The sequence below is a fragment of the Stenotrophomonas sp. STK17_22 genome (assembly GCF_051983905.1).
GTDB lineage: Bacteria > Pseudomonadota > Gammaproteobacteria > Xanthomonadales > Xanthomonadaceae > Stenotrophomonas > Stenotrophomonas maltophilia_A.
In genome coordinates, this window is the sequence record NZ_CP197010.1 from 1,639,162 (window position 1) to 1,662,728 (window position 23,567).

Annotated in this window: 26 protein-coding genes; 5 read left to right on the forward strand and 21 right to left on the reverse strand. The window is 64.7% G+C overall.

Features of this window, described 5'->3' with window-relative positions; all coding sequences use genetic code 11:
• Positions 1 to 220: 220 nt before the first annotated feature.
• Genes ACSYS9_RS07450 through ACSYS9_RS07465 form a run of 4 tightly spaced genes read right to left on the reverse strand, consistent with a single transcriptional unit; the run spans position 221 to position 3,960 of the window.
• On the reverse strand, positions 221 to 493 hold the full coding sequence (locus ACSYS9_RS07450) for a DUF2933 domain-containing protein (RefSeq protein ID WP_013391823.1): 273 nt from the start codon (positions 491 to 493) through the stop codon (positions 221 to 223).
• Between the two features lie 33 nt (positions 494 to 526).
• Positions 527 to 1,012: a DUF411 domain-containing protein gene (locus tag ACSYS9_RS07455; RefSeq protein WP_013391822.1), complete on the reverse strand. Its 486-nt coding sequence runs from the start codon at positions 1,010 to 1,012 to the stop codon at positions 527 to 529.
• Positions 1,013 to 1,049: 37 nt separating this feature from the next.
• A complete protein-coding gene (locus ACSYS9_RS07460; RefSeq protein WP_013391821.1) occupies positions 1,050 to 2,030 on the reverse strand; it encodes a copper resistance protein B in 981 nt (326 codons plus the stop codon).
• A gap of 25 nt (positions 2,031 to 2,055) precedes the next feature.
• The gene (locus ACSYS9_RS07465) at positions 2,056 to 3,960 is read right to left on the reverse strand and encodes a copper resistance system multicopper oxidase (RefSeq protein ID WP_013391820.1); all 1,905 of its coding nucleotides are present in this window, start codon (positions 3,958 to 3,960) and stop codon (positions 2,056 to 2,058) included.
• A 253-nt stretch (positions 3,961 to 4,213) separates the two neighbouring features.
• On the opposite strand from ACSYS9_RS07465, the gene ACSYS9_RS07470 reads away from it, so the two are divergent.
• Together ACSYS9_RS07470 and ACSYS9_RS07475 are read left to right on the forward strand one after the other, a co-directional pair.
• Positions 4,214 to 4,906 (forward strand): heavy metal response regulator transcription factor, encoded by a 693-nt coding sequence (locus tag ACSYS9_RS07470; protein ID WP_003097513.1) that lies wholly within the window; start codon positions 4,214 to 4,216, stop codon positions 4,904 to 4,906.
• Complete coding sequence (locus ACSYS9_RS07475) at positions 4,887 to 6,314, forward strand: heavy metal sensor histidine kinase (RefSeq protein ID WP_425483442.1); 1,428 nt, start codon at positions 4,887 to 4,889, stop codon at positions 6,312 to 6,314. The genes ACSYS9_RS07470 and ACSYS9_RS07475 overlap by 20 nt, the downstream gene beginning before the upstream one ends.
• Here the strand turns inward: ACSYS9_RS07475 and ACSYS9_RS07480 are convergent.
• The 3 genes from ACSYS9_RS07480 to mobH are packed head-to-tail and all read right to left on the reverse strand — an operon-like array spanning position 6,274 to position 8,663.
• Complete coding sequence (locus ACSYS9_RS07480; protein WP_013391817.1) at positions 6,274 to 6,531, reverse strand: heavy-metal-associated domain-containing protein; 258 nt, start codon at positions 6,529 to 6,531, stop codon at positions 6,274 to 6,276. The genes ACSYS9_RS07475 and ACSYS9_RS07480 overlap by 41 nt on opposite strands.
• Before the next feature lie 33 nt (positions 6,532 to 6,564).
• A complete protein-coding gene (locus ACSYS9_RS07485; protein WP_034012201.1) occupies positions 6,565 to 6,789 on the reverse strand; it encodes a hypothetical protein in 225 nt (74 codons plus the stop codon).
• Entirely contained in the window at positions 6,786 to 8,663 is a 1,878-nt protein-coding gene (gene mobH, locus ACSYS9_RS07490) for a MobH family relaxase (protein WP_016445100.1), read from the reverse strand. Before mobH ends, ACSYS9_RS07485 begins: the two co-directional genes overlap by 4 nt.
• Positions 8,664 to 8,962: 299 nt before the next feature.
• Here mobH and ACSYS9_RS07495 point away from each other — a divergent pair, with 299 nt between their 5' ends.
• From ACSYS9_RS07495 to ACSYS9_RS07505, 3 genes are read left to right on the forward strand one after another with little or no spacing between them, the layout of a single operon-like run.
• Complete coding sequence (locus tag ACSYS9_RS07495; protein ID WP_013391814.1) at positions 8,963 to 9,280, forward strand: type II toxin-antitoxin system PrlF family antitoxin; 318 nt, start codon at positions 8,963 to 8,965, stop codon at positions 9,278 to 9,280.
• Complete coding sequence (locus ACSYS9_RS07500) at positions 9,280 to 9,738, forward strand: type II toxin-antitoxin system YhaV family toxin (RefSeq protein WP_013391813.1); 459 nt, start codon at positions 9,280 to 9,282, stop codon at positions 9,736 to 9,738. The genes ACSYS9_RS07495 and ACSYS9_RS07500 overlap by 1 nt, the downstream gene beginning before the upstream one ends.
• A 26-nt stretch (positions 9,739 to 9,764) precedes the next feature.
• A complete protein-coding gene (locus ACSYS9_RS07505) occupies positions 9,765 to 10,142 on the forward strand; it encodes a DUF3742 family protein (protein WP_013391812.1) in 378 nt (125 codons plus the stop codon).
• A 15-nt stretch (positions 10,143 to 10,157) separates the two neighbouring features.
• Here the strand turns inward: ACSYS9_RS07505 and ACSYS9_RS07510 are convergent, their stop codons facing one another.
• The 14 genes from ACSYS9_RS07510 to ACSYS9_RS07575 form a co-directional block, all read right to left on the reverse strand.
• Positions 10,158 to 11,675 (reverse strand): conjugal transfer protein TraG N-terminal domain-containing protein, encoded by a 1,518-nt coding sequence (locus ACSYS9_RS07510; protein WP_013391811.1) that lies wholly within the window; start codon positions 11,673 to 11,675, stop codon positions 10,158 to 10,160.
• Positions 11,676 to 11,688: 13 nt separating this feature from the next.
• Positions 11,689 to 12,060, reverse strand: coding sequence for a hypothetical protein (locus ACSYS9_RS07515; RefSeq protein ID WP_013391810.1), 372 nt, complete (start codon positions 12,058 to 12,060; stop codon positions 11,689 to 11,691).
• On the reverse strand, positions 12,057 to 13,451 hold the full coding sequence (locus tag ACSYS9_RS07520) for an integrating conjugative element protein (protein ID WP_013391809.1): 1,395 nt from the start codon (positions 13,449 to 13,451) through the stop codon (positions 12,057 to 12,059). Before ACSYS9_RS07520 ends, ACSYS9_RS07515 begins: the two co-directional genes overlap by 4 nt.
• Before the next feature lie 9 nt (positions 13,452 to 13,460).
• Positions 13,461 to 14,387 (reverse strand): TIGR03756 family integrating conjugative element protein, encoded by a 927-nt coding sequence (locus tag ACSYS9_RS07525; RefSeq protein WP_208392483.1) that lies wholly within the window; start codon positions 14,385 to 14,387, stop codon positions 13,461 to 13,463.
• Between the two features lie 20 nt (positions 14,388 to 14,407).
• Complete coding sequence (locus tag ACSYS9_RS07530) at positions 14,408 to 14,854, reverse strand: TIGR03757 family integrating conjugative element protein (protein WP_003116803.1); 447 nt, start codon at positions 14,852 to 14,854, stop codon at positions 14,408 to 14,410.
• A gap of 163 nt (positions 14,855 to 15,017) precedes the next feature.
• Positions 15,018 to 15,512 (reverse strand): JAB domain-containing protein, encoded by a 495-nt coding sequence (locus ACSYS9_RS07535; RefSeq protein WP_003116804.1) that lies wholly within the window; start codon positions 15,510 to 15,512, stop codon positions 15,018 to 15,020.
• 175 nt (positions 15,513 to 15,687) lie between these two features.
• Positions 15,688 to 16,452, reverse strand: a complete 765-nt coding sequence (locus ACSYS9_RS07540) for a DsbA family protein (protein WP_003116805.1) — start codon at positions 16,450 to 16,452, stop codon at positions 15,688 to 15,690.
• A 13-nt stretch (positions 16,453 to 16,465) separates the two neighbouring features.
• The gene (locus ACSYS9_RS07545; protein ID WP_013391807.1) at positions 16,466 to 19,360 is read right to left on the reverse strand and encodes a conjugative transfer ATPase; all 2,895 of its coding nucleotides are present in this window, start codon (positions 19,358 to 19,360) and stop codon (positions 16,466 to 16,468) included.
• The gene (locus ACSYS9_RS07550) at positions 19,360 to 19,809 is read right to left on the reverse strand and encodes a TIGR03751 family conjugal transfer lipoprotein (protein ID WP_003116807.1); all 450 of its coding nucleotides are present in this window, start codon (positions 19,807 to 19,809) and stop codon (positions 19,360 to 19,362) included. Before ACSYS9_RS07550 ends, ACSYS9_RS07545 begins: the two co-directional genes overlap by 1 nt.
• The gene (locus ACSYS9_RS07555; protein ID WP_003116808.1) at positions 19,790 to 21,208 is read right to left on the reverse strand and encodes a TIGR03752 family integrating conjugative element protein; all 1,419 of its coding nucleotides are present in this window, start codon (positions 21,206 to 21,208) and stop codon (positions 19,790 to 19,792) included. The genes ACSYS9_RS07550 and ACSYS9_RS07555 overlap by 20 nt, the downstream gene beginning before the upstream one ends.
• On the reverse strand, positions 21,198 to 22,109 hold the full coding sequence (locus tag ACSYS9_RS07560) for a TIGR03749 family integrating conjugative element protein (RefSeq protein WP_003116809.1): 912 nt from the start codon (positions 22,107 to 22,109) through the stop codon (positions 21,198 to 21,200). Before ACSYS9_RS07560 ends, ACSYS9_RS07555 begins: the two co-directional genes overlap by 11 nt.
• The gene (locus ACSYS9_RS07565) at positions 22,106 to 22,798 is read right to left on the reverse strand and encodes a PFL_4703 family integrating conjugative element protein (RefSeq protein WP_003116810.1); all 693 of its coding nucleotides are present in this window, start codon (positions 22,796 to 22,798) and stop codon (positions 22,106 to 22,108) included. The genes ACSYS9_RS07560 and ACSYS9_RS07565 overlap by 4 nt, the downstream gene beginning before the upstream one ends.
• On the reverse strand, positions 22,795 to 23,193 hold the full coding sequence (locus tag ACSYS9_RS07570) for a TIGR03750 family conjugal transfer protein (RefSeq protein ID WP_003050133.1): 399 nt from the start codon (positions 23,191 to 23,193) through the stop codon (positions 22,795 to 22,797). The genes ACSYS9_RS07565 and ACSYS9_RS07570 overlap by 4 nt, the downstream gene beginning before the upstream one ends.
• An 11-nt stretch (positions 23,194 to 23,204) precedes the next feature.
• On the reverse strand, positions 23,205 to 23,564 hold the full coding sequence (locus ACSYS9_RS07575; RefSeq protein WP_003090173.1) for a TIGR03745 family integrating conjugative element membrane protein: 360 nt from the start codon (positions 23,562 to 23,564) through the stop codon (positions 23,205 to 23,207).
• Positions 23,565 to 23,567: the final 3 nt, after the last annotated feature.

Genomic DNA, 23,567 nt, shown 5'->3' on the forward strand with positions numbered 1-23,567 from the left:
CTTCCAGCATGGCTGGCGTGATGGTGGTGGGTATGCGTGCCGGACGTTGTGGCACCCGCCGCCATGCCTGCGTGCTCATGTCCTGAAGACTTGCTGGGTGAATTCATAGTGACAAGTGCCCTCCGCCGTTAACCGTTGGTGTCTGGTGATCGCAGCAGGCCGCACGCGCGCAAGGAGACAAGCGCGGCGTCGCGTGCTCGCACGGTGCGAGTGCCTCGACTCATTGCTTCTGCTCCTTGGAGGCTGCGGCACCTTCCTCACCCTGACGCGCGGCATGATCGTGTCCGCCGTGGCCGTGACCACGGTGCATGAACAGGTGCATCAGCGGACAAGCCGCCAGCAGCAGGAAGGGGAGATAGCCGGCAACATGTGCCGTGTGCTCCTTGAGCAGGAAATACGCGGCGACAGCGGCGATGATGAGGAACGCCACGCCGTAGCGCGATCGCCAGAACCGGGGACGATCGCTGGGGGTATGTGTGTGCTGATGCTGCATGGCATATCTCCACGGAGAAGGGTTGATGGATGGTCAGCGATGCGACTGATAGACCGTGCTGCTACCGTTTTTCCCGATCAGCAGCACGTCGTAGGCGTCCTTGCGTCCACCATAGGCCGGACCATCCATGCCGGGCGAACCGACCGGCATGCCGGGCGCCGCAAGGCCGATGGCCTGCGGGGCTTCGCGCAGCAAGCGTTGAATGTCCGAGGCAGGCACATGACCCTCGATGGCATAGCTGCCGATCTGCGCCGTGTGGCACGAACCGTACTTCTGCGGGATGCCCAGCCGCGTGCGCGCTGCCGTGTTCCCGGTGTCGAGAACCTGCACATCGAAGCCTGCGCCTTGCAGGTGTGAGACCCAGTCCTTGCAGCATCCGCAGCTCGGGTCCTTCCAGACCTTGGCAATCGGTCGGCTCTGCGCCAGGCTCGGTCCTGCGAGTGCCATCACCAACAAGCCAGCGATCAATGCCTGGCGTCTCGGCACTTTGCCCTGGCTTCTGTCGTAGTGCATGTTCATAGATTGCCTCTCATCAGATGATCAAACCCGCTAGGTTCTAGAACCAGAATCGCACGCCAGCCACCCAGCGCGTCTGCTGCGCGCGGCCGCCTTCGGCACGCACATAGTCCGCGGTGCGTCCGAAGCTGCCCGCCCGTTCCACGCCGATATAGGGGGCGAACTGGCGACTGAATTCATAGCGCAGGCGCAAGCCAGCAGACGCTTCGGCCAAGCCCTTGCCGATACCGCGTTCCGGGTCGTCCTTGCCATAGAACTGCAACTCGGCGCGAGGCTCCAGAATCAGTCGCTGGGTCAGCAGCAGCTCGTAGCTGCCTTCGACACGCAGCGCCGTACGTCCGCCACTTCCCACGTAGCCCGTCGCCTCCAGCTCGAACCAGTAGGGGGCGAGGCCCTGGATGCCGAAAGCCAACCATTGACGGCTCGGGCCTTCGCCGTTATCCACCCGAATGCCGAGCTGGGTGTCCCAGTACGGTGCGACGGCGTGCCCCCAGAGAAGCTCGGTACGCGATTCTTCGAGCTTTCCTTTGGCGATATCGCCTTCGGCCTTCACGACGGCCTTGTTGTAGGTCGTCCCATACCACGCCTGGAGGTCGTAGGCCGTGGAATCGTCCCCTTTGCGCGTGAAGCGGCGTTCCAGGGTTTCGCCGCGCAACGAGAAGAACCTGTGTTCGTCGGCCAGCATCAGCCGCGGCACACCGGGTACGGCGTAGTCGCCCGATCCCAATGTCAGGCCATTGGAGTAGCCATGCGGATCGCGGGCGTCAGGAGGCGCCGACCCGCCCTGCATCTGCATGTTGCCGTGATCCATGGCCGGGGCCGCGGTCGAGCCGCTCGCCGACGCCGCGTGACCCGCGTGCGGGTCGGCGGCAGGAGCCACGGTCTGAGTGGATGGCGCGGCCGTTTGAGAGTCGGCCTGGCCGTGCGCAGCATGGTCGTTCTGTGCTTGTGCCTGTGCGGCGACGCTTACCAGGGCCAGTAGCGTCGTGGCCAGTGCGCGAGTGGGGAGTGCTTTGGACATTCTTGGTCTTCCTTGTGCGCTGGGTTCAAGACACCACGACTTCGCGGAACATGCCGGCATCCATGTGGAACATCAGGTGGCAGTGCCACGCCCAGCGGCCGAGCGCGTCGGCTGTCACCAGGAAGCTGATGCGTTGTGCCGGCTGCACCGGCAGGGTGTGGCGGCGCGCAAGGAAGCGACCGTCGGGGCTTTCCAGCTCGCTCCACATGCCGTGCAGGTGCATGGGATGGGTCATCATGGTGTCGTTGTGCAGAATGACCCGCAGCCGCTCGCCGTGTTTGAAGTGCACCGGCGTGGACTTTCCGAACTCCAGCCCGTCCAGGGACCATGCGTAGCGTTCCATGTTGCCCGTGAGGTGCAATTCGACCTCCCGGCCAGGGCCTCTCTTGTCCAGCGGCCCCGACGGGGTATGCAGATCCGCGAGGGTCAACACGCGCCGACCGTTGTTGCGCAGTCCAATGCCGGGGTCATCGAGGTTGGTGCGCGCCATGTCAACGCGCATGTCCGTGCTGGCACCATACTCGGTGCGAGCGTGGCGGGCAGTAGTGCTGGGCACGGCCAGTCCCCCCGCAGCCGCGGCGTGTTGGCTGTGATCCATCGCCATGCCACCGTGGTTCATGCCAGCCATCGCCCCATGATCCATCCCGGACATCGAACCCGAGCCCATCCCGGTCATCCCGGTCATCCCGGTCATGCCCGTCATGCCCGTCATGCCCGTCATCCCGGTCATCTCCATGGCCTGGCCGGACCCGCCATGGTCCATGCCCCCCATCATGCCGCCCATCATGTCGTTCATGGTCAGCCATTCGACCGGATCGAGGGCAGGCACGGGAGCTTGAAGACCTTCACGCACGGCCAGCGTGGCACGCGCGTAGCCTGTCCGGTCCATCGCCTGGGCGAAGATCGTGTAAGCGTCATCCCGTGGCTGGACGATCACATCGACGGTTTCGCCCGGACCGAATCGGAACTCATCGACCGTCACCGGCTCCACGTCAACACCATCGACGTGCACCACCGTGAGTTTCAGTCCGGGAATGCGTACGTCGTAGAAGGTGTTGCCCGCACCGTTGACCATGCGCAGCCGCACGCGCTCCCCCGGTCGGAACAACGCCGTCCAATTGCCGGCGGGGGTGACGCCGTTGGCCAGATAGGTCAGCGTGGCGGCGGACAGATCGGCGAGATCCGTCGGATTCATCCGCATCTCGTTCCACATCTTGCGCTTGTCGATCGCAGCGGCCATGCCGTCGCGCGAGGCGTCCCGGAAGAAGTCGAAGACGGTAGGTTGGTTGTAGTTGTAGTAGTCGCTTTGGGACTTGAGCTTGGTGAACACCCGCATCGGGTCTTCGTCGGTCCAATCCGAGAACAGCAGCACGTGGTCACGGTCGGCGCGGATGGTCTCGGCGCCAGCGGGGTCGATGATGATCGCCCCGTACATGCCCGTGAGTTCCTGGAAGCCGGAGTGCGAGTGGTACCAGTAGGAGCCGCTTTGCTGAACCTTGAAGCGGTACGTGAAGGTCTCGCCGGGAGCGATGCCTTTGAAGCTAATGCCCGGCACGCCATCCATCTGATACGGCAGGATGATCCCGTGCCAGTGGATGGATGTGGCTTCACGCAGCTTGTTGGTCACACGGATTGTGACGGTGTCACCCTCGCGCCAACGCAATGTCGGTGCCGGCAGCGAGCCGTTGATGGTCGTAGCCACGCCTGGCTTGCCCGTGAAGTTCACGGGCGATTCGGCGATCACCAAGTCGAACTCGGTGCCTTTTAGCACAGGGGCGGCACCGCGCGTCGCGGAGCCTTGCTGGGCAAATGCCTTGAACGCCGGCGTGGACAGCCCAGCGAGAACGCCGCCGGCGGCTAACCCTTGGACGAAACGCCGACGAGAAAGGCCCTGTGGGGGCACGATAAAAAAGGGTGAACGAGGCGGCATGGCCTGAAATCCTCCATAGATGACTCGGAAGTCGTTCTAAACGCCACCCCATCCTGAGCGGCACAGTTCGACGCAATGCAGGTCATGCTATGGGTTGGGCACTTTCCACCGAATGACCCTTGAATTACATTCATGTAATGTTCGTGTCATGTTCGTGGAAGCTGGCAACCAGTAAATTGCTGATTGAAGTGGATGAATGCGTACATCGTGAGCGGCTATTTTTCTGCGCCGCAGCGATTTCATGGGACATGCGATGAAACTGCTGGTCGTTGAAGACGAGAACAAGACGGCGGATTACGTCCGCCAAGGTCTCATGGAGGCGGGATTCGTAGTGGATCTGGCGCGCAACGGATTGGACGGACACCACCTGGCCATGGGCGAGACATACGATCTGGTGGTCTTGGATGTCATGCTGCCGGATGTCGATGGCTGGCGCATCGTGCGTGCCCTTCGAGATGCCGGTAAACAGGTCCCTGTACTCTTTCTGACGGCGCGTGGCGGTGTGGACGACCGTGTCAAGGGATTGGAACTGGGAGCGGACGACTACCTCGTCAAGCCATTCGCCTTCTCTGAGTTGCTGGCGCGGGTGCGGACGCTGCTGCGACGCGGAAGCGCTCCGAGCCAGCCTGATCGCATCCAGGTTGCCGATTTGGTACTGGACTTGGCGCGCCGACGTGCAACGCGCGCTGGCCAACGCATCAATCTCACCAGCAAGGAGTTCGCGTTGCTTGAGCTCCTGGCCCGTCGCCAGGGGGAAGTCCTTCCACGTTCTCTGATCGCGTCGCAGGTATGGGACATGAATTTCGACAGCGACAGCAACGTCATCGATGTAGCCATCCGCCGCCTACGCGCGAAGATAGACGATGCGTTCAATCCGAAGCTCATCCACACCGTGCGTGGAATGGGATACACGCTCGATGCGCCCGATGATGCCCCTGCGCCATAAGCCGCGGCAAAGCCGTCCAGCGTCGCTTGCATTGAGGGTCACGGCCCTGGTTGGTATCGCCACGACCTTGGTGTTTCTTGTGTTCAACTGGGTCATTCTCCGGTCGTTGGAGCACCACTTTGCTCAACAGGATGCCCACGAACTGGAGGCAGTGACAGCCGCTTTGGCTCAGCCCTTGCACCAGCTTGCAAGTGACATCGCAAGCGACGAACTGAAGCAACACTTGGCCAACGCAGTCGCAGGACATCATGGGATGACGTACGGCGTCTACGATGGGTCTGGCAATAGCATCTATGCCACGCCCGGTCCTGACCTGTCGAAACTTGACAGTAACAAAAAGTTGGTGAACCGCATCACCGCTGACGATTTGATCGTGTGGCACGAGGATCAGAGGTCATATCGAGGTGTGGTGGTACAACTGCCTGCTGACGATTCAGCGGCGTCCGGCTACCGCATCGTCGCCGCCATGGACATCGGCTTTCATCTCGACTTCCTGGCGGAGTTCAAGCGCATGCTTTGGTGGGCAACCGGCTTGGTCATGTGTCTGGCGCTCGGTGTGGCTTGGCTGGCGGTGCAGTGGGGCCATCTGCCGATTCGCAAGGTCAATGAAGAGATTCGGGCGATTCGCTCTTCAAAGCTGGATGTGAGGTTGGATCCTCGGGATGTGCCGATCGAACTGGCGGAACTGGTATTTGCCTTCAACGATATGTTGGCGAGAATCGAGGAAGGCTTCACCCGGCTATCACACTTTTCCGCAGACATAGCGCACGAGTTGCGCACGCCCGTCACCAACCTGGTCACGCAGACTCACGTAGCGCTTGGCCAGCCGCGCAGCAACGAGGAATACAGAGAAATCCTCTATTCAAATTTGGAAGAGTTTGATCGGATGGGACGCATGATTGGAGACATGCTGTTTCTTGCCCAAACGGAAAATGATCCCCGCAACTTGCGCTTGTCTACAATTGATCTGTCCGAATTGGTGCGGAGTCTGTTCGACTATTTCGAGGCGCTGGCAGAAGATAGCGGCATTACGCTTGGCGTTAAAGGGGCGATCGGCAGCATAGCGGCGGATCGGGAAATGCTCACCCGGGCGCTGAACAATCTTCTCTCGAACGCAATTCGACACACTCCTCGCGGGAAGAGCATCACGGTCTTGCTCTCGCAGGATGAGCAGTGGACAACGATCAGTGTGGTCAATCCCGGTGAGAAAATTCCTGAGCCCGATCTACCAAAGCTCTTCAATCGATTCTACCGAGTTGATCCGGCACGGCAACGAAATACGGCGGGCGCCGGTCTTGGCCTTGCCATCGTGAAATCGATTGCGGAGGCGCATGGTGGTTCTGTTGCCGTGACCTCCAGCGAGCTTGTCACAAGATTTGACTTGGCACTGCCCCATCTGCGGCAGTAGTCCGGGTGAGCTTCGGTGCCGGATAGCCGCATTCGGAGATGCAATGGCGCAGATCCTTGACCCTGAGGCATCGCTCGTCGAGATGAATCGTTGCGCTTCCCGCAACATAGTTGGCATCCGCATTATGGACGCCGTGAAGATACAGCAGCTTGCGGCGCACTCCCTCACCGCTCAGGCTCGATACAAGCCCTCCGACTTCAACGTTGATCGACTTCATGAATGCTCTTTCCTGTTAGCTGTATTTGTGGTGTCAAGGAGCGAATCGGCCCGAGTCCAGACAGTCCTGCGAGAACTCGAAGACAATCTCCCGGTCGGGAGCGATGACCTTATGCTTCTTGCCGGCGTAGTGCAGCCCAGAGACGGGAGAGGCGCTGCCTTGTTCCATCATCGCTGCGCTCATCGGGCCTTTGGCTCTGTCTGAATAAAGGTGCGCTTTGGCGGCAATAGACTGCCCCGGCGAAATTGAGGAGGTCATGTTGACGCCCCTTGCTTTCCTGAAGTCTGTTCGCAGTGTCTGGTCTCACCCAACAGGGATAGATAGGGATTGCTCGGAGGCGTTTCCGAGAAAAGCAGGCTCGGATCTTCCAGAAGGTATCCATGCAGACGGCGGGATTTTCTAGGCCCGGTTACTTCACAGGTCCAGATGTTCAGGCCGTTCGGTTGCTTGCGATGCAGCTGCAGCCTCTCGAAGCGCTTTTGTATCCACTGCCAGTCTTGCTGGCTCTCCTGCTTGGCCAGCGCGCTGACTTGCGGATGCTCCTGCGCATAGCGCTGGAATACGCCGGGGCTGACCAGGTAGGCGGTGCCGCTCGCGGTATGCACGAGCGCTTTCGCGTCGTTGATGATGAGCCGGCGGGAAGCGATGCCTTGTTTCAGCCACGCCATGAAGTGCTCTCCGGATGGCGCTGTCGTGGGCTTGGGCGCTGGGGACGAACGCTGAGGTGCGGTCAAGGTCGTCGCTTCAGTACGCGCGGCAGACACCGGCTCCGAAGGTGCTTCAGCGTCCTGCCGGGTTGCGGGTGAATTCACCATGCCCACCATCGAAAGCATGTCTTCCATGGCGTCGGGCAGCGGTTCACCTTTCGCTGGACGAGAGGGGTTACCTCCCTCCCATGGCGGAACCTCTTGGCCCTCCGAGGCTGACTGCGCTCCGGCCGGCGGAGTAGTGGCTGACACATCGGGCCCTTTGTCCGTGGCCGCCGCGTCGATCGCCACTGTGCCGGCGAACAGCGCCGGCCTCTCGCTTGGCTCCCAGATCAGCGCGGGCCCGAGGCGCAACAGCGTGAACGAGTGACACCAGCCGGTGGAACTGGTCACGGTCGCGCGCCAGATCGCCTTGCCGTCGGGCGTCGGCTGCAACATGCCGTGATCCTGGAGGACGTTGAACACCGCGGTGTTGTTCGCAGGAATGCCGTCAACGCCTTGGGACAGCAGGTGCGCACGCAGTTTGTCCGATACCGTCTTGCTCACCAGCCACAGCGCGTCCTCGGTGAGCCAGCCATCGGAGGCTTCCGGCTGGTTCAGCTTCAACTGTTCCTTGAGCAGGTAGCGCAGCCCGTCGAGCAGCTTGCGTTGCAGCGCGTGCTTGGGAGCGGCCATGGCGCGCGCCGGATCGCCGCCCAGTTCCTGGGCCACGGAAGCGCGGTCGGCCTGCACGACCAGTTCGCCCAGCACACCGGCGTGCTCGTACTGGCCGGCCAGGACGTAGAGCAGCGGTCCCCACAGGTCGGGATAGCCACTGAGCCAGTCCAGGAGTTGGGTGTCCAACAGTTGGCGGTAGAGCAAGCCCGTCGCCGCGCTGTGCAGGTGGTATTCGCGATCGTCGCGGTAGCGGAAGCGGTACGGCTGGTGCAGCGGACCGTACCACGGGTGCCACAGCGAGCCATCGGCCAGTTCGACGTGCAGATCGACGGCGATCTTGCCGATGTCGTGCAACAACGCGGCATAGGCGACTGCAGCAGTCCAGGCCTCAGCCTGCGCAGCCTGGTCCTCGGGGCTTGCGCCGATGGGAAGCAGATGGGACTGCCGCAGCTTCAGACTGTAGGCGACGATTTCCAGGCCATGGTCCAGCATGCCGCCGGGGTAAGCGTGATGATGCGCCTCGGAAGCCGGGAAAGCCTGGACCAGCTCGGCGTAGCGTTCCAGTGGCGCCCGGTACAAGGTGGCGAACTGCTTACGTGAGAGCGACGTGCGCTGCCAGATGTGCTCCAGCAGCTTCTGCCGGCGCGGGGTGGCCAGCAGCGATGCGGCCGACTCGGGCCGCATCAACCCTTTCGGGAGGTCGGTGACCGATGGTGGCGTCGGAGCAGCAGCAACCGCGGGCCGTTTTCGCTGGAACAGAGAGAGCATGCGGGTGTCCTGTCGCGGGCCGAGCGGGGAGGCCTTTTTGCCTTTTCGGGATAGAGCCTTTCCCCTTGCACCCCATTCCCTTGCCATTTCGACCCTTTACAGCCTTTGGGTATAGGGCGACGGGTGCTGACCGTCCACCGCCAATGCGGGTTGCAGCAGGGCCGGATTGATGCAGGAAGGCTGGCTGTTCACGCCCTACGATGGGCCGATTCTTGGACTCGGAGAACGCCGTGAGGCTTCACGTTGACAAAGTAAGGAAATTTCCTTACCATGCGGGTATCGCAATCAGGAGAGCCGCCATGCCTGCCATCCACGAAGTTGCCACGCTGACCTCCAAAGGCCAGATCACGCTGCCCAAGCCCATCCGGCAGGCGCTCGGCGTCGATGCCGGTGGCAAGCTCGCGTTCGATCTGCGGGGCAGCGAAGTCGTCGTCACCCGCGTCGATGCCGAGCATGAGGACCCCGCCATCGGCGCATTCCTGAGCCTGCTGGCCCGCGACATCGAAGCTGGCCGGAACGTCCAGGGCCTGCCCGAGGATCTGGCCCGCGCCATGCTGGAGCATGCTGGCCACGGTCTGGACCTGGACGAGGAGATCGACGGGAAAGTGGAACTCTGATGCAACGGCATGGCTGGACGCTGCTCTTCCACGACTGCGTGATCGAGCAGTTGCAGAAACTGCATGCGACCGCGAGGCGCGCGCAGGAGAACGACCCGACGGGCTTCGAGTCCAATGCCAACGTCAAGCTCTTCCGGGCCTTGAGCCAGTTGATCTTGGATGTGGTGCCAGGCGATCCGGCACGCGACGAGTACCGCCAGGGCAACACCTTGGGACCTGCCCACCGCCACTGGCGAAGGGCCAAGATCGGACGGCGGTTCCGGCTGTTCTTCCGGTATGACTCGAAGGCGAAGGTCATCGTGTACGCCTGGGTCAACGATGAACAGACCCTGCGGTCTTCGGGTAGCAAATCGGACCCGTATGTCGTGTTCGAGAAGATGCTCGGGCGCGGGAACCCACCAGACGACTGGCATGCGCTGATACAGGCAAGCAAGCAGGATTGGAGCAAACTGGAATAGGCATCGCTCAATAGCAGGAGACGACCATGAACACCACGACACGCATCCGTACCGCAGAACGACTCGGCCGCACCTTGGGTCGCGGATGGCGTGCCTACGTGCGCGGCGAACGCCGGGCATCGAGCTGGTTGGTGTCAAAGGGGGGGGCGGCGGCCGGTGCCACCGCGCTCGTGTGGGTGGTCAAGCTGGTTGCGCTCGGGGTGCTGCTGTACACCACCTTCTGGCTGGCGGTGTTGCTACTGCTGGGCGTTGCGGCGGTATGGATGGCTGGCAATTCGGCTAGAGATGAAGACCGCTGGACGCAACAGGATGAATTGCGCAATGGCGAGGCGGGCTTTGGCCTGTATTCTTCCAATGGCCAGCGGCTCGACCCTCACGACCCGAACGATCCGTTCGATGACTGAGGTTTGGCCTGTTTGTCACAGAACCTTGCCGGCTACCTTGTTTACACCTGACCCGGCGCTATCACGCGCTTCCTTGGAGCCGACAGCAAGGTTCTGAGCAATCACCCCAGCCTTAACTCCGACCCACCCCAAAGCAGCGACCCAAAACGTCGGCAGGACCAGAAACATCGTGCCTGTGACGAACATCAGGAGCATGTCGCCGAAGGCGTTGTTCAGCCCCACCAGCGGGTCGAAGTTGGTGTGCGGCCGGTTCCAGCCGAACCCCCAGCCATAAAGTGCGTCCAGGATCGTCGAATCGATCCAGCGCGCAAGCTGAAACCAGAAATCCGTGAAGAACAGCGCGAACTGCACGACGCTGACCGTGACGACCGTCTTCAAGTCATAGGTGCCCACGACCAGCACGAGCGGGATGCAGATTACCAATGCCATCTTGAGCAAGGCGAGCACCATCGGCAGCGCCTGCCGCACGACGTCCATCGCGGGAAACGAGGCAATCGCGCCAACTGCCATTCCAACGTCTCCCGTAGCCCGCGTCACGATGTTTGGCAAGGTCTTGTCGATCTGGCCGCCGTAGTCGGTATAGACGCTGCCTTGGTTCAGCTTCTGCTGCCGCGGTGACGCGATCGCGCGGATCACCGAATTGTCCACCTCGGCCCGGCTCAGGAAGCCAGCCCAGCCCGCCAGGCGATTGAGCAGGCTCGGGTCCACCTGTCCCAGCAGCCGTGCCCGCAGGCCATTGCTGCCATCAGCCCACCATTGCCTGCAGGTCGGGTAGCCACCGCCACTGGATACCTGGGCCAGCCCAGCGTCGCGGTTGCTGTCATAGGGCCAGTCATCGCGCGGCGTGCTGGAGCGATACGTGTCGTAGTACCCGTTCGTGTCGGTGAAGAACCGCGATCCGATCCAGGTCACGTCGTGCATCTGCTGCTCATCAAGTTGAGGGCGCTGCATGAACAATTTGGCCCGTGCAGGCCCATAGCAATCCCGAGAGAAATCCGCTACTTCCTGAGCCAGCACCGGATCATCGATGCGCGTGGCGTCGATCTCCATGCGCATCTGCCGCAGGTCCGTGCCGCACGGGATTGCCGCCACCGAAGCGCCCGTGACGGCGCGCGAGAGCGCGTGCATGAACGCCCACCACACCGGCACCTTCGCCGACTGGTTGTTGATGGTGCTGAAGGACTGCGACCAGCCGGTATCCGCGGGCTGCGCCACGCTGACCTGGCACTGGGCCGAGCGCGAGCTGTCGTACTGGATGGTGTTTAGGTCCACGTCGATGAACGGAATGCCGGCGAACATCACCACCACGATGGCGACGAAGACCCGGTTCTCGATGCGGGCGGCGCTCAGCACGCCTTTATTGCCCTCGTCGGCGCCTTCAGCACGAGCTTTCAACCACTCCTGCACGACGATGGCGACGAAAGGCAGCGCGAATACCCCGCTGGATACGAGGGCCGCCCAGATGCCGTTGTTGACGATCCAGGAAACGAGTGTGAGGTAGTACTCCAGGTAGTCGGTCGTGAAAAGCGTCATGGCCTCGATCCCCTCAAGCGGCCTGCATCAACAAGCTGGCTTCCAGCACGACGATGGCGACGACGCCCGCGATCTCGCTGCGCATCAGGCGGCGCCGTGCCTGCCCATCTGCCCCGTCCTGGTCTTCGCGCGCCAGCAGCCGGCGGCGCATCCAGAGCCACCCGTAAACCGTGGCCCCGTACAGACACAGCCGCCACACGAAGAAGTAGCCCGATGCGGCCGCGAGCCACCGCTCCCATCCGGCCACGCTGCCGACCAGGTAGATGCCGGCGATGTTGGCACCCACCGCAGCGGCGACGAGCACCACCGCCCACAGCAGCGCCGTCGCCGCGCGCCGGCTGAAGAGCCAGCGCAAGGGGCGCCAGGCCATGCGCTCCGCGTTCATGGCCTGGCTCCGGGATTGCCCTTCTGCAACTGGTCAAGGCGGTCGGGTACCGGATCGCCCTCGTAGATGCCGCGCGAGCCGGCCGCCCGCGTGCCGTGGCGCTGGATGATGGCCATCGGCGAGTTGTTCGCCAGTTCGCGCCGCAGCTCCAATTCCGTCTTCAGGTTGCGGATCTCCCGGTCGAGCGTGTCGCTCTCATGGTTCACGGCCTGCACCGCAAGTTCGTTGGCTGCGACGTTGGGCTCCTTCTTGCCCGTGAGCAGCGTGCGTTGGAGCAGGAGCGCCTTCTCCAGCACCGATGACAGCGCCACTTCGGACGCGAGGCGCCGCGCCAGCAGGTCCTGGTCCGGCTCGTCGCGCAGCGCCTCGATCACGCCGCGGGTGATCGGCAGCGACGTGCTGCCGGCCTCGCGCAAGTTCTCGAAGGTGGTATTACGCGTGCCGGAAACCAGCTCCTGCAAGACCTCCAGCTTGGCTTCGTACTCCTCCTGGATCAGCGGCGTCAGCCCGACGCCGGGCACCGTCTCGGTCTTAGTGCAGGAGTCGCACGTGCGCTGCACCTGCTCTCCGAGGGCGCGCGTGGCCCATTCGGTCGCCTGCTGCGGCGACGTCCAGGTCTGGCAGGACAGGCTCGCGCAACTGGTGGACGCGATGGAGGAGGTGTCCGTCACGCCGCGACCGTTGACCAGGTTGTAGCCCGCGCGGGTGACGTCGCCGACCACCCGGATGGCGGACTGGCCCGCGCCACCGGCATTGCTGCCGCCCACCCAGGGCACGCCGTCGTTGCCGCGGCGCGTCTCGGCCTGCTCGACGGCCGATACGGCATCGTTGCTGCCAACCGCGTCACGCAGGGCCATGCCTTCGGCCATCTGGCTCCAGCCAAGCTGGCCACCCGCCGTCTCGGCCATCTTCTCCGCCATGGCGCGGCACGTCAGCTTGGAGCGGTCGAAGTCCAGCCGCGCCTGCAGCACGCCGTTAGTCAGCAGGTTGTACAGGCCCGGATCGGCGCGCTGAATGATCAGCGCCGGCAGCGATGCAACCGCGCTGGTCGCGCTCTGGATCACGTTGCTCATGATCTGCTGAAAGCCGTTCGTGATGCCGTTAAGCTGATTGCGCAGCGTGGTCTGGATGCTCATGTCGCCGCAGATCAGGTTGCTGTTCCACCCCACGCCGACCCCGATGGAACGCATGCCGGCCGCGCGGCCCATGGACACCGCACTGCCACCGCCGATCGAGTACATGACGTCATCGCCGAGGACGGGGCCGCTGTTCTGGTATCCGACCTGCGCCCACGCCATGCCGCAGACCAGAGCGAGCGTGCCGGCCAGCGCCGTCGGGCGCAGCAGGCGGCACGCCTTGGCGGAAAGGTTCATCGGTTCAGGACGCTTCATCGTGGCACCTCAGAGGAAATCGACGCTGCCCAGGAACACCTGACCGCGGCGTTCGCAGCACGCATAGGGACGCCACAGCGCCCAGGCGTAGTCGCCTTGCTGGGCCTGGGTCAGCGTGCCGCTGTGCGGGAACACCACGCAGGTGTTGGACAGGCGCGGCGTCAGCTCCTGCCACTTGCCCGTAGAGGCATCACCCTCCATCAGCTCGCCGGCCGGCCAGTAGCCGTCGCGGGCGTTGGCAAGCAGCGGCTGGTACACGTGGATCTGCCCGCGGCGCGTGACGACATCGCCCGCGCGCTGGGCCACCACAGCCCCGGATTTTTGGTCGTCGGTCTGGTGCAGGAAGCCGCCGCGCGGATAGACGTTGCCCCAGAGATTCATCGTGGTGCGCGCACCGACCTCGCGCATGCCCGGAATCAACGCCTCCGGGTAGGCCATTTCAGGCACGTTGTAGCGCCAAGCCAGCGTGTCCAGCGTGCTGAGTAGATACGGCATGAAGGCCGTGCCCGCGCCTTGGCAGAAATAGCCCGACGACGATGCGAACTGGTTGAATACCTCGCCGCCAGGATGGCCGATGACATCGCTGTTCTTGAATTTGGCGAGGTTGTTTTCGTGGTCTTCGTTCGTGGTCCCATCCCCACCTGCCTGTGCGGATGGGTTGGGCGTGCTCATCGCCTGCACTTCGACCCAGGGGTTCTCCCCGGTGTTGCTGTAGCTGGAGACGACCGCATCGGGCACGTAGTGCCGGACCTTGGTGGACGTGCGCACCGTGCAGCCCGTCCAGGTGCAGTAGAGCCAGTAGCAGATGCCCACCACCCGGTATTCCAGGCAGTCCGGCGACATGACGGAGGACACGATGGTGGCGGTGTTCAGGGCGTAGCTGCCGGTGGCGCTGACCAACAGCAGCGAGGCCACGGCGACGCGCAGGCGGCGCAGCAAGTCGAATGGGCGATGGGTCACGGCTGCGTCCTCCGGTACTGCTCGATGCGGGACACCGCCCGGGCCACGTCCGGCTCGCCATAGACCACATAGCGTTGATCTACCACGACGGCCGGGATGGCGGCGACGCCCAGGCTCCATGCATCGGCGACGCCCTGGTAGGCGGTGCCGATGCGGCGCTGAAGATCGGTGCCGCCTTGGTTCAGTCGTTGCCGGACGATGGCTGCTGCCCGCTCGGGGTCGGCCGGCAGATCCGCGGAAAGCTCGGCCTCGATCCGGGGCGCTTCGTCCAACTCGATCAGCCGCTCGCCGCCGGCGGTCTTGACCGGGTGGCGGCTGTCGGTGACGACCACCACGTCGGCGGCGAAGGTGGCCGGGCTGAACACGGCCAGAGATGCCGGCAGCGCCACGGCCAGGCCAAGGGTTCGCCAGCCTGGTGCGAACCGGGTAAAAGCTGCTGGCATGTCATGCGCCCCGGAAGTTGATCAGGGCCATAGTCAAACGCCGAACCCCACGCGGCCCCAACAAACAATGCGCATCGCGGCCACCCCGCATACCTGCTTGCGTCGCTGCGAAGAAAAAGCGGAGGCCGAAGCCTCCGCGCTGATCAACGAAGCAGTGCAACCTTTACAGCAGGCCGGACTCCGCAAAGGAGAACGGGGCACCCTGGCCGACGATGATGTGGTCCAGTACCCGCACATCGATGAGCGCCAGCGCGACCTGCAGTTGCTGGGTCAGCATGCGATCCGCGCTCGACGGTTCGGAGATGCCCGAGGGGTGCTGGTGGCTGAAGACCACCGCGGCGGCATTCAACTCCAGCACACGCTGCGCGACGACACGCGGATAGACCGATGTCGAGTTGATCGTGCCCCTGAACAACGGCTCGTAGGCCAGCACCTGGTGCATGCTGTCCAGGAACACAGCGGCGAATATCTCATTGGGCTCAGCGACCAGTTTCAGACGCAGGTAGTCCCGCACAGCGGCCGGTCGGCTGAGGCACGGTCCAGCTTTGAAGATCCGTCTCTCCAGCAGCACGATGGCTTGCTGGATGATCCAGTCCTCGTGTTGGGTAGCGATGGCGGAAAGCGACTCCAGGTAGGAGTCATTGACGACGAAAGACATGGCGAACCTCCAGACGGTGAGATCGGAGGGCGCGCGCCCTGGGAGGGCAAGCCCTCCTGGGGAACGAACAAGGTGCATCCATCACCGCGGTAGCGGTGATCGTTCGCGGCCAGGACGCGAGGCGAACGGGTTGCGGTCAGCGCAGCGGACTGCGCCGTAGCCTTGAAGACCGGGGCTACCTGGGCATGTCGCCGACGACGTCGGCAGGCATTTCCGATGTGGGTGTGGTGGCGGGATCGCCGGCGGCGAGCATGTCCATGGCTGACAGCAAGGCATCGCCCTCGATCGGACCCTGCAGCAGGATCGCCTTGCCGCTTTCGCGATCGTGCAGCCGCAGCGACGGCGTGGCGGTCACGCCGCTGTTCGTGGCTTCCGCAGTTTGGGTACGAATCGCCGCGTCGGGCCGCTCGCTCGCGATGCACTGCTCGATGGCTGGCGTCAGGTCGGGGTAGCGCAGGTCCTCGGGCAAGCCCTGGCCGTCGCTGCGCGTGTGGGCATATACCCACTCGACGGCTTGCCAGAAGGTGGCATGCCCGCCGGCTTCGCCGGCGCATTCCGCCAGACGCGCTTCGGCAGAAGCGGCCGGTTCATGTGCGGCCAACGGCAGGTGGTGCCATTGCAAGGCCACGTCGGCATTGCCGGCCACCCAACGTTTGAGCACAGGGAAATAGGACCGGCAGAACGGGCATTCGAGGTCCGCGTACAGCGTCAGTGTGAAACGACCTTCCGGATTGCCCATCTGCCACGGAGGCCCTGCCACCTGTGTCTCGCTGACTGGCGCCGAAGTCTGAGGTGTGGACCCGCCTGGCGAACGGGACACGAGCCAGATCAGCAGCAGCGCAACCAGCACTGCAGCCAACGCCCACGGCCAGCGGGTCCCCCAGCGCCGACGGCGGAACGCCTGCACCTGCATCGGGATGGAAGGATGTTTGTGTTCCATGGCGTTCTCCGGCTTACGACAGTTCCAAGGCGGGCGACTCGATGCCGCGTGCCTGGTCGATCTTCTCGGCCACCTTGAAGGCGGCTTCCAGCTCGGTGCAGCCGTATTGCTGCATGAGCTGGTAGCGCTCGGCCTTCTCCTCGGGTTCGGTCTGCGCAAGCGCGAGGTAAAGGCTCGGCGGCACCGCGCGGAACAACACTTCCATCGACTTCGACAGGATCACGCCCTCGGTGAATTTCCCCCCCTCCTTGCGCGCAGAAAGCATCAGCGCTTTCTGCGCTGGTGAGAGTTCACGGAAGCGTGCAATCTTCTCGACCTCATCGGGCGGCATCGACAGGCAGATCCACCACTCAATCATGTTGAGCATGGGCTCTGCGGCACGCGGCAGGTCGTCGATGTTCTGGGTCGCCAGCCAGAACCAGGCGCCCAATTTGCGCCACATCTTGGTAATTTTCACGACGTAGGGCGCGAGCAACGGGTTCTTCGTGATGATGTGGCCTTCGTCGGTCACATTGATGATCGGACGACCCAGGTACTGGTCGCGCTCGGCGATGTTGTTCACCGTGCTGATCAGGCTGATGTAGGCGATGGAGAGCTGCGCGTTGTAGCCCTCGCGGGCATAGGTCGCCAGATCCACCAGCGTGATGTCGGCCTCGGGCCACGGCGTGCCATCGCGGTCGAACATCTCGCCATCGGTGCCTTGGCAGAACATGTCCATCGCGTCCGCCATCTCCAGCAGCCGCATGCGCCGCATCTCGGGAAGCGTCGAGTCCTGACCGCGGGCGCGCAGCGCGTTGCGCACGTCGCGAGTGAGCACCGTGCGCTTCTCAGCCACGCAGTGTTCGGCGGCGTCGAGGATGCACTGGCGGATCAGCGAACGGTCGGCCCGCGTCATCCGGGCTTCCTCCTTGTCCTCGCCGCCGGTGATCATCAGCCGTGCCGTGATCTCCAACTCGCCCAACACGTCACGCTGTTCGTCTGCCTCCATGACCGAGGCATCCGGTGGCAGGTCTTCGTCCAACGCATCGGCATCGAGCGTCTGCACGTCGCTGGGTGTTTCGATCAGCCGGCGGGCATCCGCGAACGGTGCCAGGCTGATGCCCGATCCGGGGGCCAGCTTGACCCGGTTCACCGTCAGGCCCAGGCGCCTGGCGAAGTCGCTGAACAGCCCGAAGCTGTTGCCGGCTTCCACGATGAAGAGGCGCGGCCGGTAGATGGCCGTGACCTGGTTCAGCAGGTTGTTGAGCGTGGCGCTCTTGCCCGAGCCGGTGGGGCCGAACAGGAATAGATGGGCATTCATCTGCCTGTCTAAGCGGTTCAGCGGATCAAACGTGATCGGCCCGCCACCGCGGTTGAAGAACGTGTTGCCCGGATGGCCCGTACCCTGGCTGCGACCCCACGCCGGCGAGAGATTCGCCACATGCTGGGCGAACATCAGTTGGGTGAACCAGTTTCGCCGATCCTGCGCGGGGTTGTAGCAGCACGGTAGCCAGCGCAGATAGCTGTTGAGCGGCGCGACTTCATCGTCCTCGCGAACGGGCTGCAACCCCGCGTTGAGCATCACGTTGGCGAGGTCCAGACCGCGCCGGTCAAGCTCGGCTTCGTCGCGTCCGCGCAGATAGAAGGCCAGCGTGCCGCGGTAGAGTTTGTGCGCGCTGCCGATGAGCGAGCGCGCCTCCTGCACGTCCTTGAGCGTCTGCTCCGATGCCAGTGTTTCGCCGACTGCCTTCTTCGCCAGGTGGTTCAGGTGCGATTCGAGAATGTCCTGGGGCGTCGCCACCATGGTCAGACACATCGTCGTGTCCTCGGGCATCTGATCGAACAGCGTGTTGATCGCATCGCCCTTGCGGGTTTCGCCAGTCAGGTGTCCCGTTCCGGGCGGCATGCGCAGCCGGTCAGTGACCAACACACGGTGCGGTATGCCGTCGAAGTGCCAGGTGCCATGCTCCACGTCCGAGCGTGGCTGGCTGAAGAAAAGCCGCTGGCTAAAATCCCGCCCGCTCGCCAGTTCGATCTCGCCAGCCTCGGTGTCGGCGGGGTAGCGCGCGAACGCATAGAAGCGCTCCCGGTCCTCGACCCCAGGCCCGAGCAGCGTCGGACGCGGGTTGAACCAGCGCAGCAGCCAGTCATGGACGTCTGCCGCACCCAGGCGGCGAGCCTGGATGCCGGCGTTCGCCAGCCCGCCGCACAGGCGGTCGCAGACGATGTTCAGCATCTGCTCGGGTGTCTGGCCCCGGCGGTTTGCCTGGCCCTGTCCTTGTCCGGTCACGCGGCGATAGACGACCATGCGCACACGCCTCGTCTGGCCGCGCCAGCGCAAGCGTGTGACCACCGTGTCCTGGAACAAGCCACCGGGCTTGGCCACCGCGCGCAGATGGTGGGCAAAGAACCGCAGGTAGAACTCCGTGAACACCGTGCCACGGGCGCGCGGCTGCACGTAGTCGCGCAACGTCTGCATGTACTGGTCGAAGCTCGGTTCGTCCTGGGCGTAGAGCTGCAACACCCAGGGGTTCTCGTCCAGTTCATCGAAGCTGTCCTGGAGCGCGTTTTCTAAGGCGTCGCGGGCGTGCGCGAGCCAGCCGGGTTCCCGGCCCTCGGTCCCCAGCGGCACCAGCTCGAAGAAGGCGGCCACCGATTGGCCGTCCTCCAGGAGCATCGATTTCGACTCGGGCAAGAACTCCACCCAGGGCAGCAGTTCCACGAAGGACGGTGCGACGTCGTACAGCGCCTGCTCGTCGGCCTCCGTCGCCGGCTTGCGGCCCCGGACTGCCGAGCCGGGTTCGGGGATGCCGACCTGCCGCAAGGCCTCGACGTGGCGCTGCCAGCCGTCCGGCTGCTCATCATCACCAGCGCCGGATGCGGCCAGCTTCGGCGCGGCCGGCTTAGGCCAGGGAAGTTTCCACCGCATCAGTAGGCCTCCACGCGCTCGCCTGGCATGGCGTACTGGATGCGCTGGTTGAGCGGGAAGACCGTCGTGTAGCCCGGCACCGGCACGGGGTCCGTGCCCGCCAGGTGCGGATACACGTACATGACGAGATCGGGATTGGGCAGACGCTGGAACTGGCGGTGGACCTCATTGCGCGCGGTGCGCGTGTAGCGCATCTGCTCGACGGGTGCGACCTGCACGTCGGCGTCGGTCAGGGGCCGACGCAGGCTCTGGCGCGCATCGAGCAGCTGGCGGCCGGCGTTCCGTCCGGCTGCGCCACCGCCGTCGCCGGCCTCCTGCTGCCAGATGTCCATCATCGTGCGGTCACCGTGGGTCAGCAGCTTTTCCTTGCTGGTGGCGCAGCCGCCAAGCACCGCGACGGCGAGGGCCAGTGCCAGGCCACGGGCCAGGTTAGTCAAGTTCGAGTGCATGGCTTTCTCCTGCGCGGTGATCGACCTTGCGGCCTTCGGGATCGAAGTCGATGGCGAGCGGCTTTTCGAGGTGGACGGCAACCTTGGCGCCGGGCTGGACATAGACGGCGGCGAACGCCTGGCCGTACAACTTGTTGACCCAGGCCGACATGTCCCGCACGCCGCCCGCCAGAATCTGGCCGACCGCTTCCTGGCCGGTGATGCCCACGGTGCCGATGGAGCCGTCCGAGCCGACATAGGACATGCGGCCGCTGTCGCTCTCGATGAGTGAGGCCACACCGGCGCCGGCCGCGGTGATCAGGGCCTGCGAGCCGAGGTATTGCTGGGCGTTGCTGCGCCGCTCGCCGCTGACGCAAGGAATGCCGTGGGGATCGCTGATCCAGCCCAAGCCATCGCGCTGTTGGTTGTTCTGCTGGTTGCCCTCGCGGTCTTCGGGGATCGTGCGAATCGTGCCGTCGTGGAAGACGAACGTGATGCTGCGCACCTGGCCGCGCACGCACGAGAGCGTCCAGTCGCCCGAAGCGGTGCCGCTGAACACGGCGCCGGCCACGTCGGGAATGTCGATGCCATTGGCGGTCAGGTTGTCCGGCCCGACCAGAACTTTGAACGGATAGGGATCGTTGACCGTGCCGTCGATCGGCACGCGGCCGATCAGCGCTGTCATGGCGACCGAACCCATGAGCGTGGAGTTGGTCGGCACGGTGTAGACCGGCTTGGCACTCTTGACCCCGGCGGCGCGGGCGCCCGCGTTGGCCACGGTTTCCGCAGTGGTTTCGAGCGTGCTCTGCGCCGGGCCGAAGCTCGTGGGGAAGCTCATGCCGCCGCTCGCGCCACGCCCCCCGTTGCGCCCCTCGGCGGGCTTTGCGTCGTCCGGCTCGACCCACCGCACGCCGCCCTCCATGCCTGCCTCGTCGCCGCCCTGCAGCCCCAGGCCCACGGGCAGGTCCGCATGGCCGCCGCCGCGCCCGCCGATGCTGTCCAGACGCCGCTGCAGGTCGGCGAGCAGCCCTTCGGTCTGCTGGCGCGCGCTGGCCGCCTGCTCTTGGTCGCGGCGCAGGTTGGACCGCTCGGATTCGAGCGCCGAGTTGATGCGCTGGTCGATGGAGTTCTCGCGCTGGCGCAGTCGCTGGTTCTCTTCACGCTGCGACTTGTTGTCCGAGAGCGCGGTCTGAAGCTCGGTGCGCAACTGCTTCACTTGGGCAACGAGCGTCGCCACGGTGTCGCGCGGGGTGTCGCCTTCGATGCCCAGCGCCTTCATTTCATCGGGCGTGAGCTGGGCGCCGTTGTCCGCCGCGGGTGGCGCCGTGCTGCCTCCACCCGAGAACAGCCGGATACCGACGAACAGCACCAGGATGGCAACAGGGATCATCAGCCACTTGAGCAGGCCGTTACTGCGCATGGCGGGCCTCCTTGGTGTTCTCGTCGCCGTCCGGCTGCGGCAGATGCACGGCCGGGTCGAAGCGGTGAATCGCCGGCAGCAGCGACTGCGCGAGACCGCGGCCGCGCGTGACCAGGTACAGGACGGTCGTGTCCTCGGGCGTGCCGCGCGGGCCCAGCGCCTCGTGCTGGAAGGTGGCGGTGAGGAAATCGCCTTGCAGCACGCGCGGGTCGAGCGTGATCCAGCCGCCGCTGCCGTTGGTTAGGCGCACGGCAGTGACCCACTGGTCCTCCAGGCGCCACGACGCGAGTGCGACCGCGCGCACGGGCAGCGTTGGCATCAGTGTGTCCAGGTCGAGGTCGCGGGGCAGGTTGACCCGCATGACGCCCGGAAGCGGCTCGACGGTGCGCAGCGGTGCGTAGAGGTTCTGCGCGGCGAAGCGCGTCAGCACGACAGGGACCGGAGTTTCGCGCCGCGCGGTCCGCGCACCTGCTTGGCCCTGGGCGCGTGCCGGGGCCTCGGCACTGTCGGCCTGCTCGCCATAGCGTCCCGGTGCGCTGTCACCCTCGACGATGCGCACCGGCTCCAGCTCGGCTTCCCCGTCCTTGGGTGGTTCGGCTGCGATGTCCAGCAGGATCAGCGCGCCCGTGTCGGCGTCCTGCAGTTGCAACCGCGTGGGCTCGATCGGCTCGCTGGCGCGCAGGTACACCGCGCCCCCCGCACTCTGCACGCGCAGGCGTTCGCCCACGCCCGCGGGCACGCCCACGCGCACGTTGCGGTCGATGAACACGATGCGTTCCTGACCGACCTTCAGCGGCACTGCCAGTGGCATGCGTTCCCAGCGCAGGATTTCCACTGCATGGGCGACGGGTGCCGCGGCCACGGCCAGTAGCCCCAGCAGCGCGAGTACAGGGTGCTTCATGGGGTGTTTCCTCCTTGAGGCGCTTGCGGAGACAGGCCACTCGGCGCCGGGCGCGTCGGCTCCGGTGCACTGATGCGCTGGGGCGCGCCGTCGTAGCAGTCCAGCGCCAGGCCGAACGGGTTACGGGCGGGATCGACGTCCACCCGCGTGACCTTGATCGGATAGCGCACCAGGGCGCGCTTGACCTGCTCGGCGCCGTAGTACTCGTCCGCCGTGATGTCCAGCGTCACCACCCAGTCGCGATCGGACACGGTGCGCACGCGCGCCGTGGGGTCGTCGCCATAGCCGCGGCCGGGAATCTCGTAGATGCCGCGCACGCGCTGACGCAGCTCGCCCGTGGAGCGGCGGTAGTCATAGTCCGCCCGCAGGAAGGCCTGGCAGGACGGGGTGAGGTACGGCGAGAGCGTGTGGAGGTTGCGCGAGTAGTCTTCCTCGCCATTGGTTGGCCAGCGGTTCAGCGTCTGGAACACGTAGAACGTGAACGCATAGACCGATTCGGGCGGCACTTCCCACCACTTGCGGGTACTGCCAGAGCGCAGGTCGGGCGGGACGTGGATGGTCAGGTCGCGCGGCGCGCTCCACCAGCCGCCGCCCATGACCAGGGCGACGACGACCAGCGCGCCCGCGGCCAGCCGCAAGGTCTTGATGTGCGCCTGCAGGTGGGTGATCTCGTTTTTGAAGCGGCTCATCGCATGCTCCTGCGGGTGGACCAGAAGCCCGAGCGCGAGATCAGCACATGGCCACCCACCCAGCCGGCCATCAGCGGATGGCGCGTGGCGATGCGCCATTGCAGTTGCCGATACAGCCAGGTGTCGGGACGCCCACGCTTGAGGCGGCGCAGGATGCCGCCGCCGATGAAGACGCCGAGCGCCACGCCCAGGACGACGAAGGTCGGCGCCAGCGCGATCGTGCGGAACACCCAGGACAGCGGCGCGCCGACCAGCAGGCCGGCGGCACCGGACAGGCCGCAGCAAATCCAGAGTTCGTCAGCGGTGAGGCCGCGCACCACAACGGGATGGCGGTTGAGCCGGTGCGGAAGGAAGGTGACCGTTCCGTCCGCACGGACGTGCTGCTGCTCGGACATACCGGCCTCGCTTACAGGATGCCGGTGGCTTCGGTGAGCAGCCAGATGCCGATCACAAGCAGCACGGCGCCGATAGCGACCGTGAGGCCGAACTGGCCCCACGTCTTGCGGCCGGTGTGGATCTCCGCGTAGGTCCCGTAGGCGTGGTAGCAGACGCCGATGAACATCGACGCCACCACCAGCAGGGCCACGAGCATGATGATGTCGTAGCCGTAGTTGCGGATCGTCTCCATGATGCCGTTGCCGGTGCCGCGCGTGGGGTTCTCCAATTGCGGCAGACCTTGCGCGAACGACAGCGCCGGCAGCGCGGCGGCGCCCAGGGCCACGGCGGCGCGCTGGGCAAAACGGGAAGTGAGGTTGCGGTTGTGCATGGT

Coding starts and splice junctions, on each gene's coding strand:
- mobH (WP_016445100.1), bottom strand. CDS start 8,663: ATGCTCTCTCTGTTCCAGCGAAAACGGCCCGCGGTTGCTGCTGCTCCG.
- ACSYS9_RS07530 (WP_003116803.1), bottom strand. CDS start 14,854: ATGCCAGCAGCTTTTACCCGGTTCGCACCAGGCTGGCGAACCCTTGGC.
- ACSYS9_RS07540 (WP_003116805.1), bottom strand. CDS start 16,452: ATGGAACACAAACATCCTTCCATCCCGATGCAGGTGCAGGCGTTCCGC.
- ACSYS9_RS07505 (WP_013391812.1), top strand. CDS start 9,765: ATGAACACCACGACACGCATCCGTACCGCAGAACGACTCGGCCGCACC.
- ACSYS9_RS07520 (WP_013391809.1), bottom strand. CDS start 13,451: ATGAAGCGTCCTGAACCGATGAACCTTTCCGCCAAGGCGTGCCGCCTG.
- ACSYS9_RS07485 (WP_034012201.1), bottom strand. CDS start 6,789: ATGACCTCCTCAATTTCGCCGGGGCAGTCTATTGCCGCCAAAGCGCAC.
- ACSYS9_RS07575 (WP_003090173.1), bottom strand. CDS start 23,564: ATGCACAACCGCAACCTCACTTCCCGTTTTGCCCAGCGCGCCGCCGTG.
- ACSYS9_RS07570 (WP_003050133.1), bottom strand. CDS start 23,193: ATGTCCGAGCAGCAGCACGTCCGTGCGGACGGAACGGTCACCTTCCTT.
- ACSYS9_RS07460 (WP_013391821.1), bottom strand. CDS start 2,030: ATGTCCAAAGCACTCCCCACTCGCGCACTGGCCACGACGCTACTGGCC.
- ACSYS9_RS07555 (WP_003116808.1), bottom strand. CDS start 21,208: ATGCGCAGTAACGGCCTGCTCAAGTGGCTGATGATCCCTGTTGCCATC.
- ACSYS9_RS07535 (WP_003116804.1), bottom strand. CDS start 15,512: ATGTCTTTCGTCGTCAATGACTCCTACCTGGAGTCGCTTTCCGCCATC.
- ACSYS9_RS07560 (WP_003116809.1), bottom strand. CDS start 22,109: ATGAAGCACCCTGTACTCGCGCTGCTGGGGCTACTGGCCGTGGCCGCG.
- ACSYS9_RS07500 (WP_013391813.1), top strand. CDS start 9,280: ATGCAACGGCATGGCTGGACGCTGCTCTTCCACGACTGCGTGATCGAG.
- ACSYS9_RS07450 (WP_013391823.1), bottom strand. CDS start 493: ATGCAGCATCAGCACACACATACCCCCAGCGATCGTCCCCGGTTCTGG.
- ACSYS9_RS07550 (WP_003116807.1), bottom strand. CDS start 19,809: ATGCACTCGAACTTGACTAACCTGGCCCGTGGCCTGGCACTGGCCCTC.
- ACSYS9_RS07455 (WP_013391822.1), bottom strand. CDS start 1,012: ATGAACATGCACTACGACAGAAGCCAGGGCAAAGTGCCGAGACGCCAG.
- ACSYS9_RS07475 (WP_425483442.1), top strand. CDS start 4,887: ATGATGCCCCTGCGCCATAAGCCGCGGCAAAGCCGTCCAGCGTCGCTT.
- ACSYS9_RS07545 (WP_013391807.1), bottom strand. CDS start 19,360: ATGCGGTGGAAACTTCCCTGGCCTAAGCCGGCCGCGCCGAAGCTGGCC.
- ACSYS9_RS07510 (WP_013391811.1), bottom strand. CDS start 11,675: ATGACGCTTTTCACGACCGACTACCTGGAGTACTACCTCACACTCGTT.
- ACSYS9_RS07480 (WP_013391817.1), bottom strand. CDS start 6,531: ATGAAGTCGATCAACGTTGAAGTCGGAGGGCTTGTATCGAGCCTGAGC.
- ACSYS9_RS07565 (WP_003116810.1), bottom strand. CDS start 22,798: ATGAGCCGCTTCAAAAACGAGATCACCCACCTGCAGGCGCACATCAAG.
- ACSYS9_RS07495 (WP_013391814.1), top strand. CDS start 8,963: ATGCCTGCCATCCACGAAGTTGCCACGCTGACCTCCAAAGGCCAGATC.
- ACSYS9_RS07470 (WP_003097513.1), top strand. CDS start 4,214: ATGAAACTGCTGGTCGTTGAAGACGAGAACAAGACGGCGGATTACGTC.
- ACSYS9_RS07465 (WP_013391820.1), bottom strand. CDS start 3,960: ATGCCGCCTCGTTCACCCTTTTTTATCGTGCCCCCACAGGGCCTTTCT.
- ACSYS9_RS07515 (WP_013391810.1), bottom strand. CDS start 12,060: ATGAACGCGGAGCGCATGGCCTGGCGCCCCTTGCGCTGGCTCTTCAGC.